We start from the raw sequence: 14,449 nt of genomic DNA, 5'->3' as shown, positions 1-14,449 counted from the left end.
GGCTCAATGCCTCTGGGCGGAGGCTGTAACGCTTGGTTACAAAGACCAATATTAGCCGCCGCTGGTTAAAAGCGGTTTGGCAACCAGCAGGAAATAGGGAAAAGTTTCGTGTGAGTTTTCTCATAATCCCACCATGAAAATTATCTTTTGAGCAATGTTGCGTTTTCCAGAAAACCAAGTATGCTGGAGGAGTACCAAAAATCTAGGAGTAGGCATCAACGCGTCAAGTGCCGCCGGAACGGAATGTGAACGGTGGACGAAGATCAAGTGGATCGCGATGTTGGTGCCGCATTCGCCTGAGCAATTAGGCGTCTCCTCAAAGGAGATTGTCGTCATGGATGTTATTTCTTTTTCTGGCCCCAAAATGAAGGCCAGTCGCACGATTGTGTATATGGGGCTGTTGTTCGCGTTATCGCTGATTTTGAAGCGATTTATGTTTGGCCCTTCGTTTCTGCAGTTTGGCATCGCATTTCTCGCCACCACGCTGATGGGCTATTACCTCGGTCCGGTGTTAGCAGCGGTTGACGCCGCGCTGGCCGATCAAGTCGGCACGATTTTAGGCGGGGGCATGAATTTTCCTTTGTTCACCCTGAACGCCATCATCGCGGCGCTGATCTACGGCATGTTCCTGCACGGCCACAAAGTCACCTGGTGGCGGGTGTTGATTCCAGTTGTGCTAGTGGTACTGATTGTCAACATCTGGCTCAACACCTGGTGGATCGACCTGCTCGGCACCCCTTGGCAAGGAATCATCGTGCAACGCACCATCAAGAACCTCGTGATGATCCCCATCCAATGGTTCCTCACCTTCACCGTCTTAAAGACCTTGGAGCGGGTACAACCGAGTCTGCACGCATAAGGTATGAAAGTCGAAGAGGCCAGAACAACTGGCCTCTTTTTTGATGGGTGAGGTAAAGTCCTTCATGTTACAAATGATGATCGGCAAATCCTGTTGGGAATCCTTCAGCTACAAGCGATAGGGGTGCGATAACGTTAACGTAGCGCCGGCCAGCCGGAGCCGCTAGGGGCTCAGTGGTGAAATTGTTCTTAGCCAACTTGTTGGCTTAGAACAAGCCGCGACTTCAAGACTCGCAACGCGAGGCTCGAAGCGCTGGCCACCACGTTCCAGCCCCTAGCGGCGGAGGCTGGCCGACCCGGCAGTTAACTCTTAACCCCAACTTTTCCAATTTTCAACGACAATGGTAGAATAGGAACCATTAGAAACGGAGGCCGACAAGATGAAGATTCTGGCGCTGGACACGTCCAACCAGGCAATGAGCGTTGCAGTGATGGTGGACGGGCAAGTGCTCGCAGAAATGACCCTGAACCGCAAAAAGACGCACAGCGAACAGCTGCTGCCGACCATTGACCACCTGCTCCAGCTTAGCGCCTTGACGCCTGAAGCTTTGGACCGCGTGGTGGTCGCTGACGGCCCAGGCTCCTACACCGGTTTGCGCATCGCTGTGACCACCGCTAAAACGCTAGCTGACACCTTGCAGCTAGAGCTGGTCGGCATCTCCAGCCTGGCCACGCTGGCAGCGGGGGCACTGCGGACCAAAGACCTCATCGTGCCGCTGATGGACGCCCGGCGCCAGAACGTGTTTGCCGGCATGTACCAATGGCTGGACGGGGCGCTCATCAACGTGGCCGCCGATCGGCACGTCGCTCTGGATCAACTGCTGGCCGAGCTGGCCTTGCTGAAGCAGCCGGTCACCTTCATTGGCGGCGATGTGGCCAAGTTCCGCGACGCGATCAAAGCGCGGCTTGGCGCCCAAGCTCATTTTGTTGATGCCGTATCGGCCCTGCCGCAAGCAGGCCGCTTGGCGCTGCTGGGCCAACATGCGGCGCCGGTGCCACCGGCCACCTTTGTCCCGCGTTATTTGCGGCTGACTGAGGCGGAAACAAACTGGCTGAAGACCCATGACGATAAGGGGCACGCACCTTATGTTGAGAAAGTTTAAGCAATGGTTCGACCATGAACCACCCACTGAATTAAGATTTCCGGCGCAGCCTTTGGTCATCAAAGGCCGCCAGTTTGAATTGCGCCGTATGACCAACCTCGATATCGATGAGGCGTTGACGATTGAAAAAGCCATTTACCACGATACCCCGTGGGATCGGATCGCGTTTTTATCCGAATTGCGGAAGGTGCAGCGTAATTTGTATCTGGTGCTGACCGCCAATGGGGTCATGGTGGCCTTCGTCGGCTGCTGGTTCGGCAAAGATGAGGCGCATATCACCAATATCGCCGTGGCGCCGGCTAATCAAGGTCAAGGCATTGGCGAAGCACTGATGCAGGTGATGCTGGCCAAGGCTTATGAACTCGGCAGCGCCAAAATGACGCTGGAAGTGCGCACCGACAATCTGGTGGCGCAGAATTTGTATCATAAATTGGGCTTTACCGACGGCGCCATCAAAAAAGGTTATTACATTGCCACGCATGCGGATGCGATGGACATGACCAAGCCGTTAGATTAGAAAGGAACAACGATGAGCGAGCGCGAACTAATTTTAGCTTTTGAAAGCAGCTGCGACGAAACCTCGGTAGCAGTGGTGGAAAATGGCGTCACGATTTTGAGCAACATCATTGCGACCCAAATCAACTCCCACAAACGCTTCGGCGGCGTGGTGCCAGAAGTGGCCAGCCGCCATCATGTGGAGCAGATTACTGACTGCATCAATCTCGCCTTGGCAGAAGCCAAGGTCACTTATGCGGACCTGACTGCCGTGGCGGTGACCTATGGGCCAGGGCTAGTCGGCTCCTTGCTGATTGGGGTTACTGCCGCCAAAACGGTAGCTTATGCGCACCATTTGCCCCTGATTCCGGTGAACCACATGGCTGGCCATATTTATGCGGCGCGGTTTGTGAAGCCGCTGGTCTATCCGCTGCTGGCGCTGATGGTGTCGGGCGGTCACACCGAACTGGTGATGGTGACCGCGCCAGGGGAGTTTGCCATTATTGGCGAAACCCGCGACGATGCCGCCGGTGAGGCTTACGACAAAATCGGTCGGGTGCTGGGCATCACTTATCCGGCCGGTAAGGAAGTCGACCGCTTGGCCCATTTGGGGCACGATACGTTCCACTTTCCCCGCGCGATGGATGGGGAAGCCAACTTGGACTTTTCCTTTAGTGGTTTGAAGTCGGCGTTTATCAACACCGTGCACCACGCCGATCAACTCGGCGAAACCTTAGACCGCAATGACCTCGCTGCCAGTTTCCAAGCGGCGGTGGTGGATGTGCTGGTGGACAAAACCATGCAAGCTCTGCGTGAGCATCCAGTTTCACAGCTGGTGATTGCTGGGGGTGTGGCGGCCAACCAGGGCCTGCGCGAAGCAATGACGGCCGCGCTGGCGACTCAGTTTCCTGAGGTGGATGTGGTGATTCCACCGGTCCGGCTGACCGGCGATAACGCCGCGATGATTGGTGCTGCTGCGCATATCGAGCTAGCCAAGCAGCATTTCGCTGATGAAACGCTTAACGCCGTGCCTAACTTAAACTTTGCCCGCGCCTAACCAAAAGGCCGTTTTCCCGCTTGGGGAGAACGGCCTTTCGCTTGCCTGTGAATGCCTAACTTTCCAGATCTTCGAGCTTTTGGCTGGCTTCAGCCCAAGCTTCTTCGGTGTCGCTGGTGGCTTTTTGGTTGGCTTCCAGCTTGGCTTGCAGCTTTTGCATTTCGACGTAATCACTAAGCGCTGCTGGGGCGGTCATGGCAGTCTGAATGTCGGTGGCCGCTTGGGCGAGATCATCGAGCTGGGTTTCCAGCTTCTCGACTTCGCGTTGCAGTTTGCGGACTTCACGCTGATTTTGCTTGCTTTGTTGGTAGTCGACGGCGGCGCCACTGGCGGTTGGCGTTGCTTCAGGGCCAGCTTGTTCGGCCTTAGCGGCTTCAACTTCAGCCAGCTTTTCCTGGTAGTAATCCCAGTTACCCAAGTAGAGATCCGAGCCGTCAGGACTGATGGCCACAATGCTGGTGGCCAGCTCGTTGATGAAGTACCGGTCATGGGAAACGAACAGCACGGTACCGTCAAAATCAGCCAGTGCGTCCTCTAGCACTTCCTTGGAGTTGATATCCAAGTGGTTGGTCGGTTCATCCAAAATCAGGAAGTTGTCATGCTTGAGTGACAGCTTGGTTAATTCCAGTCGGGCTTTTTGCCCACCGGACAAATCACCGACGCGTTTTTCGATATCGTTGGCATCAAATAAGAAGGCGGCCAAGGCAGCGCGGACGCTTTGCTCGGTCATCAAGGGATGCTCATCCCAGATTTCGTTGATGACGGTTTTGTCCCAGTGGAGCTGATGCTGGTCCTGGTCATAGTAACCGGTGGTGACATTGGTGCCGAACTTGGCCGAGCCAGCCAGAAATGGAATTTGGCCGAGCACACTTTTCAGCAGTGTCGACTTGCCGACGCCATTGGGACCAATCACGGCGATGCGGTCACCTTTGTTGACCTGAAACGAAATCGGGCCAGCCATTGGGGCACTGGGTTCGTAGCCCACCGTGGCGGTTTGCACCTTGAGCACCTCGTTGCCACTGGTTTTTTCTGCGGAGAAGCGGAAGTGGACGGTTTTCTCGGCGCCACTAGGGCGCGGCAGTCGCACCATTTTCTCCAGCTGCTTGCGCCGGGCCTGTGCCTGCTTCGTCGTGCTAGCGCGGACAATGTTCTTGTCGACGAATTCTTGCAGCTTCTGAATTTCCTCTTGCTGCTTATTGTAGGCCTTCCACGCCAGCGCTTTGTTGTCGGCCTTTTGCTTGAGGTAGCCGGTGTAATTGGTGGTGTAGTGGATGGTCATGGTCGCCGTCAATTCATAAATCTCGGACACAACATGATCGAGGAAGTACTGGTCATGGCTGACCGTTAAAATCGCACCGCTGTAGCCTTTTAAATAACCTTCCAGCCAGGTCAGGGTATCGATATCCAAGTGGTTGGTGGGCTCGTCTAAAATCAGCAGGTCGTGCTTTTCCAGCAGCAACTTGGCCAGCGCGAGGCGGGCGCGTTCGCCGCCGGAAAGGGTTTTGATTTTATGGTCGAACACGGATTCCGGGAACTGGAAGCCATGCAGCACCCCGCGAATTTCAGCGCGGTAGCCATAGCCGTTAGCCGCCTGGAAGTCATGCTGAATTTGATCATATTGCGCCATGGTTTGGTCAAAGGCCGCCTGATCCTTGGCCAGGGCGGGATCAGCGATTTTGGCTTCTAACTCATGCATCCGCTGCTCCATCTTGATCAGCGGCGTGAACACCGTCAGCATTTCATCAAAAATCCCGCGGTCAGAATCTAGCCCTGAATCCTGGGCCTGATAGCCAATCGAAACGTCATGTGCCAACGTCACCTGGCCGTCATCTGGGGGATTAAGGCCGGCGAGAATCTCTAATAGCGTGGTTTTGCCGACGCCATTGGGGCCCACCAGGCCGATGCGGGCGCCGGTTTGGACCTCGAGATTGATGCCGGTGAATAGGTCGTTGCCGTTGAAGGTGCGGCCGACTCCTTGAGCTTGCATGATAATCATGCGTGGAACCTCCTGTCGTTGCGCTTGCTGCAGCAAGCATACATAGCTCCAGTGTACCATATTGCGCCACTGCGCCCGGCCTGGGTTCGTGAAATAAATTGAACAAGCAAAGCGACTTTGCTTGCTTCCAAAGGAAAAAGCAGTTACTATCAAATAGAAAGCATGCCGTATATTTCACAAAGTAATGCGGCAGAGATCGAGGAGGATTCATCATATGGCTGAAACCATTATTCCCAAGGCAACGGCAAAGCGCCTGCCGCTTTACTACCGGTACCTGAACTTTCTCGCCAATTCCGGGACGACCAAAGTGTCATCAACCGAACTTTCCGAAGCCGTCAAAGTGGATTCCGCGACCATTCGCCGCGACTTCTCCTACTTTGGGGCGTTGGGCAAACGGGGCTATGGCTACGATGTCATGGACCTACTGAAGTTTTTTAAAAAAATCCTGAATCAAGACCGCCTCACCAACGTCGCTTTGGTTGGGGTGGGGAATCTAGGCCACGCGCTGTTGAATTACAACTTCCGTCAGGCGAATAACATCCGTATTTCGGCTGGGTTTGACGTCAATCCAGCGCTGGCTGGCACCATCCAAAGTGGCGTGCCGATTTATCCGATGTCTGAACTGGTGAAACAGCTCAAGGAGCAACAAATCGAAATCGTCATTTTGACGGTGCCAACCGATGCGGCACAAGGCATCACCGATAACCTGGTGGCGGCTGGCATCAAAGGCATCATGAACTTCACGCCGCTGCGGATTTCGGTGCCAAGTTATGTGCGGGTGCAAAACGTCGATTTGGCGACCGAACTGCAGACCCTGATTTACTTCCTGGATCACTACGGCCCAACCCTGAAGGATACAGACGAAGACGATATTGAATAAGCCAACAAAACGACCCGTTTAGCGGGTCGTTTTTGAATCCCGATGCCAACCAAGAGCCATTCCAATCGAGCCCGCCGCTTTGCCATGAAGGCTAGGCTGGTGGCCGGTTATCTCACCATAATCGCTCGAGGCTGGAATGATGAGTGCTTAAAAACGGGAAAGATAATCCAGGTTTTGACCGTGACAGGGGTGCCAATCGACAAATTCGCCGGTCGGGTCTTGCCCGGCTGCTCCAAACTGAACACTTTGCCTGTCATATGTGCATCGGTTAGTTTGACCGTGATCGTTGAGAAATCGTTGCCCGTGACGACGCCATCAAAGCTTGTCAGTGTCGGGGTAAGCATCAGGGTCAGCGCGAGGGTTAATATGACCCCAGCGAAACCTGTCGCTTTCGCTAGTCGGGGCCGAAACAAGGTAAGGCTGAGAAAGAACAGCAGTAGCGAGCCGGCTAGTGCCACAAACGCTGCCGTGCCCAGCCTCGGCGCCCATTGAAAAGTCATAATCTGCTCTGTTGAGGTGATATCCGGGGTCGGAAAAGGCAAGGGAATGACCGTGAGTAAGGTCAACTCCAGTAAAACCAGAGAGGTCACTGCTGTGATAATCGATAGCATTTTCCGATGGGCCTGCAGTCGTGCCATGGTTTGCTCCTTTTAATCTAGGGGGTCGTGCGTGATGACAAAAAAGCCCGCACGCTGGCGGGCTTAGCCTTATAGATCCGGATTATATAGCACGTAGGTTTGGGCCGTGGCATTGTCAAAATTGAAATTGGTATTGGCATTGTTTTCGCGGACGTTCTGGTTGGTCAGGGTTTCAGTTTGCAGGCCCAGTGCCGTGCGCAGGAGATCAGAAACGCGCTGCAGTTCGGTGGTAGATGGAATCTGGTAAGACGAAGGCCCAGGATAAACCCAAGCGTCATGCCCTTGCAGGGTGGTGGAAGTAATCTTTTTGGCCGCACTGCGATAGTTCGTGGCCAGTGCCATCATGTCGTTAAAGGACAAGTTGGTGCGCATGTTGCTCGAAACGGTTTTCAGCAGCTTATCGAAGTTCTTCAAGGTGTCGGTGGACAGGGCCTTTTTAACAATGGCTTTGATCACTTGTTGCTGGCGTTCTTGACGGCCATAGTCACCTTTAGGATCTTGATGACGCATGCGAGCGTAAGCCAAAGCTTCGGCACCATTCAGATGCATTTTGCCTTTGGTGAACTTGTAATTGCCGACTTTAGGGTCCGACCAGGAGAACGCGACATTGACGTCAACGCCGCCCACCGCATCAACGATTTTTTCCAAGGCGCCCATGTTGACGGTTAAGTAATACTTGATCGGCACGTTGACCAAGCTACTGCTGGTGTTCACCGCCATTTTGGAGCCGCCGATTTCGTAAGCGGCATTGATTTTCTGCATGTTGAACGACTTGGTGCCAATCATCTTCGCTGCCGTGTCGCGGGGGATGGAAACCATGGTCGTGGTCTTCTTCTTGGGATTGACCACTGCCACGATCATTGTGTCAGAGCGGCCGGTTTCACTGCGGCCCAAGGCACCGGTATCCACGCCCAGCAGCAAAATCGCAAAGGGCTTCTTGGCCTTAATGGTTGCCGCCACTTGACTTTGGTCGCCATCTTCGGTGCCGATGCCATGGTAAGTGGAATCGACGGCATACTTAGCTTGGGAATAGAGCCGCAGCCCATAAGCGCCAGCGCCCACTAACAGCGTGGTGATGATAAGCAACAAGATTTTGAGTAAGGGCCGACGGGGGCGGTTGCTCCGGCGGTTAACGCGACTATCCATAAGGGTCCTCGGCTTTCGTTTTTTTCTATTGTAGAAATATTTTGATGAAACGCACTAATTTGCTCGCGAATTTAAAGCAGGCTTAATGATTGCAGGGTTAATGGACGAACGCGTACCCTAGGGTCAAGGCCAGCATGCCAATATGGGCAATCAGCGGGGTTTCGACGCTGCCGGTTTGGCGATACAGATAGGCATAGGCAATGCCGACCAATGTGGCGGTGAGCCAATGTGCCGGGTCGGTAGCTAAGGCAAACAGTAAGCCAGACAGCAGCGCGGCGCCGAATGTGCCGATGACGCCGGCCAAATTGCCAAAAATCACGCGGCGAAAGGCCAATTCTTCCAGTAGCGGCCAGATGACAATCAGCACTAGCGCGTAAAGCGGCAAGGTATGCAGCGTGGTGGTGGCCTGAGCTAACGTCGGCGCGGCGGTGTGAAACAGCAGGTTCTCCAGCCAAGTGCCGAGCAGCTGGATCACCAGGACAATGGCAATGCCGGTTACTCCCCAGATAACGCGACTTTGGGCGCCGGCCACGCCGGGGGTTTCAATGGCGTTAGCAACCACCAGCTGGCGGTCGCAGCGCCAGGCCCAGATTGCTGCCACGATGCCGAGGCCGATGATCAGCCACAGCCCGGCTTGGCCTGGCAAAAAGGCAAGGGCTAACTGCGATAGCACTAGCAGCCCCACGTAGAGGCCGAGGATTTGTGCAGCATGTTTTTTCAGTGACAAGAAAGGTGCCTCCTTCAATGAACCCGTGTGAGCCGTTCTTTTCACCAAGTATAACAGAGTGGGGTAAAAGGGTTGCATTCGCAACCGAAACTGGTTATAGTATCTATTGTAGTTAGCACTTAAGGCATAAGAGTGCTAAAACAAACTTAAACATGTATGGAGGGATCGCTTTGTTAAAACCATTAGGAGATCGCGTGATCGTCAAAGTCGTTGAAGACGAGGAAGAAACCGTTGGCGGTATCGTCCTGGCCAACAACGCTAAGCAAAAGCCACAACAAGGTAAGATTGTGGCCGTTGGCGAAGGCGGCGTTACACCAGAAGGCAAGCGGCTGCCACTGAGCGTCAAGGAAGGCGACACGATCCTGTACGATAAGTATGCCGGCTCCGAAGTGAAATATGACGGTGACGATTACTTGGTCCTGCACGAAAAGGACATCATGGCCATCGTTGAGTAAGCAAGAACCTTTGCTCCTGCTAGTCATTAACTAAACTATATATGAGGTGAAAGACACAAATGGCAAAAGAAATTAAGTTTGGTGAAGATGCCCGCCGCTCCATGCTGGAAGGCGTCGACAAGTTAGCAAATACCGTTAAAACCACTCTTGGGCCTAAAGGTCGCAACGTGGTTTTGGACAAGTCTTACGGTGCTCCAGAAATCACCAATGATGGTGTGACCATCGCCAAGAGCATCGAATTAGAAGACCACTACGAAAACATGGGGGCCAAGTTGGTTGCTGAAGTCGCAACCAAGACCAACGACATCGCCGGTGATGGGACCACCACCGCGACGGTTTTGGCCCAAGCCATCATTCGTGAAGGTCTGAAGAACGTGACCGCCGGTGCTAACCCTGTTGGCATCCGCAAGGGGATCGAAGAAGCAACGAAGACTGCGGTTGATGAATTGCACAAGATTTCCCATAAGGTCAACGGCAAGAAGGAAATCGCGCAGGTTGCGTCTGTTTCTTCTTCCAGTCCAGAAGTCGGCGATTTGATTGCTGACGCGATGGAAAAAGTCGGTCACGACGGCGTTATCACCCTTGAAGAAGGCAAAGGGATTCAAACCGAGCTTTCTGTCGTTGAAGGGATGCAGTTCGATCGCGGCTACCTGTCCCAGTACATGGTGACCGATAACGACAAGATGGAAGCTGACCTCGACAATCCTTACATCTTGATCACTGACAAGAAGATTTCCAACATCCAAGACATCCTGCCTTTGCTGCAAGAAATCGTGCAACAAGGTAAGGCCCTCTTGATTATTGCTGACGACGTTGACGGTGAAGCTTTGCCAACCTTGGTCCTCAACAAGATTCGTGGGACCTTCAATGTCGTTGCTGTTAAGGCCCCTGGCTTCGGCGATCGGCGTAAGGCTCAACTGGAAGACATCGCTGCTTTGACTGGCGCTACTGTCATCACTGGCGATTTGGGTCTGGATCTGAAGGATACCAAGATCGACCAGCTTGGCCAAGCCGGCAAGGTGACCGTGACCAAGGACAACACCACGATTGTTGAAGGCGCTGGCGACAAGGATGCCATTGCTGAACGCGTGGCCACCATCCGCAAGCAAATCGACGAAACCACCTCTGACTTTGACAAGGAGAAGCTGCAGGAACGCTTGGCTAAGTTGGCCGGCGGTGTTGCCGTAATCCGCGTTGGGGCCGCTACGGAAACCGAACTGAAGGAACGCAAGTATCGCATTGAAGATGCCTTGAACGCTACCCGTGCTGCGGTTGACGAAGGCTACGTTGCTGGTGGTGGTGTTGCTTTGGTCAACGCTGCTAAGGCAGTGGCAGACCTGAAGGAAGACGGCGACGTCCAAACCGGGATCAACATTGTCCTGCGTGCTTTGGAAGAACCTGTTCGTCAGATTGCCACGAACGCTGGGTTGGAAGGCTCCGTCATTGTTGAGCGCCTGAAGCACGAAAAGACAGGCTTTGGCTTCAACGCTGCTACCGGCGAATGGGAAGACTTGGCTGAAGCCGGCATCATCGACCCAACTAAGGTGACCCGTTCTGCTTTGCAAAACGCGGCATCAGTTGCTGCTTTGCTGCTGACCACGGAAGCGGTTGTAGCTGACAAGCCAGAACCAAAGACCGCTGCGCCAGCTCAACCAGACCCGACTGGCATGGGCGGCATGATGTAATCTAACAAGGCTGCGACAAAAGGCTCGGGCCTTTTGGAGCGCGACTATCAAGAACGGTGACTCGCAATGAGCGAGTCACTGTTTTTTTGCCTGTAGCCGGCGTCAGACATGCGCGGGCAGGGGTCAGCGTGGTAAAATAAAACGGGAAAAGGAGCTGATTCGTATGAAATTGATTGAAAATCCGATTCGTCTGAACTTTAGTTTGCACAAGTCTTTGCCTTACACCATGCGGTATCTGTACGGTAAGAGCAATGTGAAAACGTTCCGTCTCTATACGCTCGGCTCCGTGCATGTGTACTCGATTGAAGCGTTTGATAAGCTGGACATTGTGATGACCCATGAACATCGCAACATTAAGCAAACCGAAGTCGATTTTGTCTTGAGCAAACTGTTGCCCAATGACGATCCGCAAACGCTCAAAATCAGCCACTCGGCCAAAGCCGAAATCGAAGGCGATTTGCATAAGAAAATCCGCGTGAAAGACCTGGTCATCATCGAAAAGCCGCTATCTTCGGCTGATGCGAGCTAGCTTTCAACCAATCGCGGCGCCAAGCTCCCAAGCGGGAACTTGGCGTTTTTTGGTGGGCTGAGGCAAAAGGCGGTTTTGGAGCCGACAGGTCGTCACGCCATTGGCCTAGCCCGTTCCTTGGGCTTGGTCGATGGCGTTGCTACAGGCTCGGCTCCGGCCTTTTGGCAAGTAACTCTGCCTTCACCTTTGGCGTGACTTGAGTGGGCGCGGCGTTCCCTACACGCTTTTTTGGTGGGCTGAGGCACTGTCCGCAAGCGCTGAAGTTAGTGTTAAAATGATAGGTAACGATTTGGAGTGAGGGAGTAAACCATGGCCAAGCAAACCAGTATGACGCCGATGATGCAGCAGTATCAGGCCGTCAAAGATCAATATCCTGATGCGTTTTTGTTTTATCGCATTGGCGACTTTTATGAATTGTTCAACGATGACGCCATCAAGGGCTCGCAAATTCTGGAGCTGACTTTGACCGCTCGCAGCAAGAATGCGGAAAACCCCATTCCCATGTGTGGGGTGCCGCATCACGCTGCCCAAAGCTACATCGACATTCTCGTTGACCGCGGCTACAAGGTCGCCATTTGTGAGCAAATGGAAGACCCCAAAAAAGCGGTGGGGATGGTCAAGCGCGAAGTCATTCAGCTGGTCACGCCTGGCACCAAGATGGATGTCAAAATCGGCGAGGCCAAGTCCAACAATTACCTCGCCGCGGTGGTGCCGGCAGCTGGCCGTTACGGCATGGCCTATGCCGACTTATCGACAGGCGAATTCAAGGTGACGGTGCTGAGCAATCGCTTCACCTTGCAAAATGAGCTGGCAGCGTTAGGTACTCGTGAAATTGTCGTGCCAAATGAACTGAGCGCAGAAGATGAGAAACTGCTGGGCCAGGGCGAGCGCCTCCTGTCAAAAGCCGATGCCGTGGTCTCCGCGGAAGCCAGCTACGTCAGTCAAGACTTGACTGACCAACTGGCGGTGCAGGTGGTGTCGATGCTGATGCAGTATCTGCTCACCACGCAAAAACGCAGCCTAGCGCATATCCAAAAGGCGGTCTACTATGAACCGGCAGCTTATTTGGAAATGGACCAGGATGCCCGCACCAACTTGGACATCATCAAAAACAGTCGCACCGGCCGCAAAGGCGACACCTTGCTGGCCGTGCTGGATAAAACCAAAACTGCGATGGGCGGCCGCTTGCTGAAGCAGTGGCTGGACCGGCCGTTGCTGGATTTGAACGCCATTTTAGCCCGGCAAAATCAGGTTCAAGACTTACTGGATCATTATTTTGAACGCAGCGAGCTGCAAGAACGTCTGACCAAAGTCTATGATTTGGAGCGCCTCGCTGGCCGAGTGGCGTTTGGGACAGTCAATGGCCGTGATTTGATCCAGCTTCAAACTTCCCTCGACCAAGTGCCAACAGTGCAGGCTGTGCTCCAAAAACTGGATGATGGCAGTTTTACTGCGCTGCTGAAAGCCATCGACCCCGTAGCGGATGTGGCCGGCCTGATTCGGCGCGCCATTGAACCGGAACCCCCGATTTCCGTCACCGATGGCGGGGTGATCATGCGCGGCTATGATGCCAAGCTGGATGAATACCGGGATGCCATGGCCAATTCCAAGCAGTGGATTGCCGATTTGGAAGCGTCAGAACGCCAAGCTACTGGCATTCACAACCTGCGCATTCGCTACAACAAGGTGTTTGGCTACTACATCGAAGTCACCAATAGTCAGCTCGACAAGGTCCCAGAAGACCGCTACGAGCGCAAACAAACCCTGACCAACGCCGAGCGGTTTACCACGCCAGAGCTGAAGGCCAAGGAAAGCACGATTTTGGAAGCCGAAGAACGCGCCACCGGCCTGGAATACGATTTGTTTCAGACCATTCGCGGTCAGGTTAAAGACCAAATCGCGCGCCTGCAGAAGTTGGCGGCCCAGATCGCCGCGCTGGATGTCCTACAGAGTTTTGCCGTGGTCGCAGAAAACGACCATTACGTCCGGCCAGCGATGCACGCCGGTAGTCACGACCTGGCCATTCATGGCGGCCGCCATCCGGTGGTGGAGCAGGTGTTGGGGGAAGCCAAGTACATCCCTAACGATGTCGTGATGGACAAGGACACGGATATTCTGCTCATCACCGGGCCGAACATGTCTGGGAAAAGCACCTACATGCGCCAGCTGGCCTTAACCGTTATCATGGCCCAGGCTGGTTCCTTTGTACCGGCGGATGACGCCAGCATGCCGATTTTTGATCAAATCTATACCCGCATCGGCGCCGCAGACGACTTGGCTAATGGCCAAAGTACCTTCATGGTCGAAATGCTGGAAGCCAACGCGGCGTTGAGTCACGCCACTGCCAGCTCACTGATTTTGTTCGATGAAATCGGCCGCGGCACTGCCACCTATGACGGGATGGCGCTGGCCCAAGCCATCATCGAGTACCTGCATGATCATGTCCACGCCAAGACGCTGTTCTCGACCCATTATCACGAACTCACCGCCTTGGCGGACGACCTGCCAAAATTGGCTAATGTCCATGTCGGTGCCGTGGAAGAAAACGGTACGCTGGTCTTTTTGCACAAAATGATGCCAGGGCCGGCGGATAAGTCTTACGGGATTCACGTCGCCAAGCTGGCCGGTTTGCCAAGTAGCTTGCTGAACCGGGCGGATACCATTTTGACCAAACTCGAAGACAACAGCCAAGAGCCAGCCCCGGCCGCTGCGGCCCCGGCGGAAGACGCGCAGCTGAGCTTGTTTGCGCCTGAGCCGCCGAAGCCCAAAGACAGTCCGGTGCTGAAAAAATTAGCTAAGTTTGACCTCATGGCGGCAACGCCGATGGAGGCCATGAATTTGTTGTACGATCTGCAAAAGCAGCTAAAGAAGAAGTGAGAT

Annotated in this window: 13 protein-coding genes and 1 riboswitch; of the genes, 9 read left to right on the top strand and 4 right to left on the bottom strand. The window is 54.0% G+C overall.

The genetic code is table 11. The annotated features are described in order from the left end of the window. Nucleotides 1-202: 202 nt before the first annotated feature. A riboswitch (THF riboswitch) is annotated at nt 203-300 on the top strand. A gap of 34 nt (nt 301-334) precedes the next feature. From EKM90_RS03770 to tsaD, 4 genes are all read left to right on the top strand, one after another. Next, nucleotides 335-859, top strand: coding sequence for a folate family ECF transporter S component (locus tag EKM90_RS03770; RefSeq protein WP_125579826.1), 525 nt, complete (start codon nt 335-337; stop codon nt 857-859). Nucleotides 860-1,238: 379 nt separating this feature from the next. After that, nucleotides 1,239-1,961, top strand: coding sequence for a tRNA (adenosine(37)-N6)-threonylcarbamoyltransferase complex dimerization subunit type 1 TsaB (gene tsaB / locus EKM90_RS03765; protein WP_125579824.1), 723 nt, complete (start codon nt 1,239-1,241; stop codon nt 1,959-1,961). Further along, on the top strand, nt 1,945-2,478 hold the full coding sequence (gene rimI, locus EKM90_RS03760) for a ribosomal protein S18-alanine N-acetyltransferase (protein WP_125579822.1): 534 nt from the start codon (nt 1,945-1,947) through the stop codon (nt 2,476-2,478). Before tsaB ends, rimI begins: the two co-directional genes overlap by 17 nt. Before the next feature lie 12 nt (nt 2,479-2,490). Continuing rightward, nucleotides 2,491-3,513, top strand: a complete 1,023-nt coding sequence (gene tsaD, locus EKM90_RS03755) for a tRNA (adenosine(37)-N6)-threonylcarbamoyltransferase complex transferase subunit TsaD (RefSeq protein ID WP_125579820.1) — start codon at nt 2,491-2,493, stop codon at nt 3,511-3,513. 55 nt (nt 3,514-3,568) lie between these two features. On the opposite strand, the gene EKM90_RS03750 is transcribed toward tsaD, so the two are convergent. Then, complete coding sequence (locus EKM90_RS03750) at nt 3,569-5,509, bottom strand: ABC-F family ATP-binding cassette domain-containing protein (RefSeq protein WP_125579818.1); 1,941 nt, start codon at nt 5,507-5,509, stop codon at nt 3,569-3,571. Nucleotides 5,510-5,723: 214 nt separating this feature from the next. Here EKM90_RS03750 and EKM90_RS03745 point away from each other — a divergent pair, with 214 nt between their 5' ends. Continuing rightward, nucleotides 5,724-6,389: a redox-sensing transcriptional repressor Rex gene (locus tag EKM90_RS03745; protein WP_125579816.1), complete on the top strand. Its 666-nt coding sequence runs from the start codon at nt 5,724-5,726 to the stop codon at nt 6,387-6,389. Between the two features lie 107 nt (nt 6,390-6,496). Here the strand turns inward: EKM90_RS03745 and EKM90_RS03740 are convergent, their stop codons facing one another. The 3 genes from EKM90_RS03740 to EKM90_RS03730 all read right to left on the bottom strand — a co-directional run bounded on the left by EKM90_RS03740 (nt 6,497) and on the right by EKM90_RS03730 (nt 8,900). Beyond that, on the bottom strand, nt 6,497-7,027 hold the full coding sequence (locus EKM90_RS03740) for a hypothetical protein (RefSeq protein ID WP_125579814.1): 531 nt from the start codon (nt 7,025-7,027) through the stop codon (nt 6,497-6,499). Nucleotides 7,028-7,096: 69 nt separating this feature from the next. Further along, nucleotides 7,097-8,173, bottom strand: a complete 1,077-nt coding sequence (locus EKM90_RS03735) for an LCP family protein (protein ID WP_125579812.1) — start codon at nt 8,171-8,173, stop codon at nt 7,097-7,099. 97 nt (nt 8,174-8,270) lie between these two features. After that, complete coding sequence (locus tag EKM90_RS03730) at nt 8,271-8,900, bottom strand: CPBP family intramembrane glutamic endopeptidase (protein WP_164507839.1); 630 nt, start codon at nt 8,898-8,900, stop codon at nt 8,271-8,273. Nucleotides 8,901-9,070: 170 nt separating this feature from the next. Between EKM90_RS03730 and groES the strand changes: the two genes are divergently transcribed. The 4 genes from groES (at nt 9,071) to mutS (ending at nt 14,446) form a co-directional block, all read left to right on the top strand. Then, nucleotides 9,071-9,355: a co-chaperone GroES gene (groES, locus tag EKM90_RS03725; RefSeq protein ID WP_125579808.1), complete on the top strand. Its 285-nt coding sequence runs from the start codon at nt 9,071-9,073 to the stop codon at nt 9,353-9,355. A 59-nt stretch (nt 9,356-9,414) separates the two neighbouring features. After that, nucleotides 9,415-11,040 carry a chaperonin GroEL gene (gene groL / locus EKM90_RS03720; protein ID WP_125579806.1) on the top strand — a complete coding sequence of 542 codons (1,626 nt, stop codon included), beginning with the start codon at nt 9,415-9,417 and terminating at the stop codon, nt 11,038-11,040. A gap of 163 nt (nt 11,041-11,203) precedes the next feature. Continuing rightward, nucleotides 11,204-11,569, top strand: a complete 366-nt coding sequence (locus EKM90_RS03715) for a DUF1827 family protein (protein WP_125579804.1) — start codon at nt 11,204-11,206, stop codon at nt 11,567-11,569. A 309-nt stretch (nt 11,570-11,878) separates the two neighbouring features. Further along, nucleotides 11,879-14,446 (top strand): DNA mismatch repair protein MutS, encoded by a 2,568-nt coding sequence (mutS, locus tag EKM90_RS03710; RefSeq protein ID WP_125579802.1) that lies wholly within the window; start codon nt 11,879-11,881, stop codon nt 14,444-14,446. The last annotated feature ends 3 nt before the right edge of the window (nt 14,447-14,449 follow it).

Source organism: Lacticaseibacillus suibinensis, from assembly GCF_003946175.1.
GTDB lineage: Bacteria > Bacillota > Bacilli > Lactobacillales > Lactobacillaceae > Lacticaseibacillus > Lacticaseibacillus suibinensis.
Note: the sequence above shows the minus strand (reverse complement) of the source record. Positions and strands in the feature narration are given on the sequence as shown.

Excerpts from the sequence above, each read along its gene's own strand:
- EKM90_RS03770 (WP_125579826.1), top strand. The coding sequence starts at position 335 with ATGGATGTTATTTCTTTTTCTGGCCCCAAAATGAAGGCCAGTCGCACG.
- tsaB (WP_125579824.1), top strand. The coding sequence starts at position 1,239 with ATGAAGATTCTGGCGCTGGACACGTCCAACCAGGCAATGAGCGTTGCA.
- rimI (WP_125579822.1), top strand. The coding sequence starts at position 1,945 with ATGTTGAGAAAGTTTAAGCAATGGTTCGACCATGAACCACCCACTGAA.
- tsaD (WP_125579820.1), top strand. The coding sequence starts at position 2,491 with ATGAGCGAGCGCGAACTAATTTTAGCTTTTGAAAGCAGCTGCGACGAA.
- EKM90_RS03750 (WP_125579818.1), bottom strand. The coding sequence starts at position 5,509 with ATGATTATCATGCAAGCTCAAGGAGTCGGCCGCACCTTCAACGGCAAC.
- EKM90_RS03745 (WP_125579816.1), top strand. The coding sequence starts at position 5,724 with ATGGCTGAAACCATTATTCCCAAGGCAACGGCAAAGCGCCTGCCGCTT.
- EKM90_RS03740 (WP_125579814.1), bottom strand. The coding sequence starts at position 7,027 with ATGGCACGACTGCAGGCCCATCGGAAAATGCTATCGATTATCACAGCA.
- EKM90_RS03735 (WP_125579812.1), bottom strand. The coding sequence starts at position 8,173 with ATGGATAGTCGCGTTAACCGCCGGAGCAACCGCCCCCGTCGGCCCTTA.
- groL (WP_125579806.1), top strand. The coding sequence starts at position 9,415 with ATGGCAAAAGAAATTAAGTTTGGTGAAGATGCCCGCCGCTCCATGCTG.
- EKM90_RS03715 (WP_125579804.1), top strand. The coding sequence starts at position 11,204 with ATGAAATTGATTGAAAATCCGATTCGTCTGAACTTTAGTTTGCACAAG.
- mutS (WP_125579802.1), top strand. The coding sequence starts at position 11,879 with ATGGCCAAGCAAACCAGTATGACGCCGATGATGCAGCAGTATCAGGCC.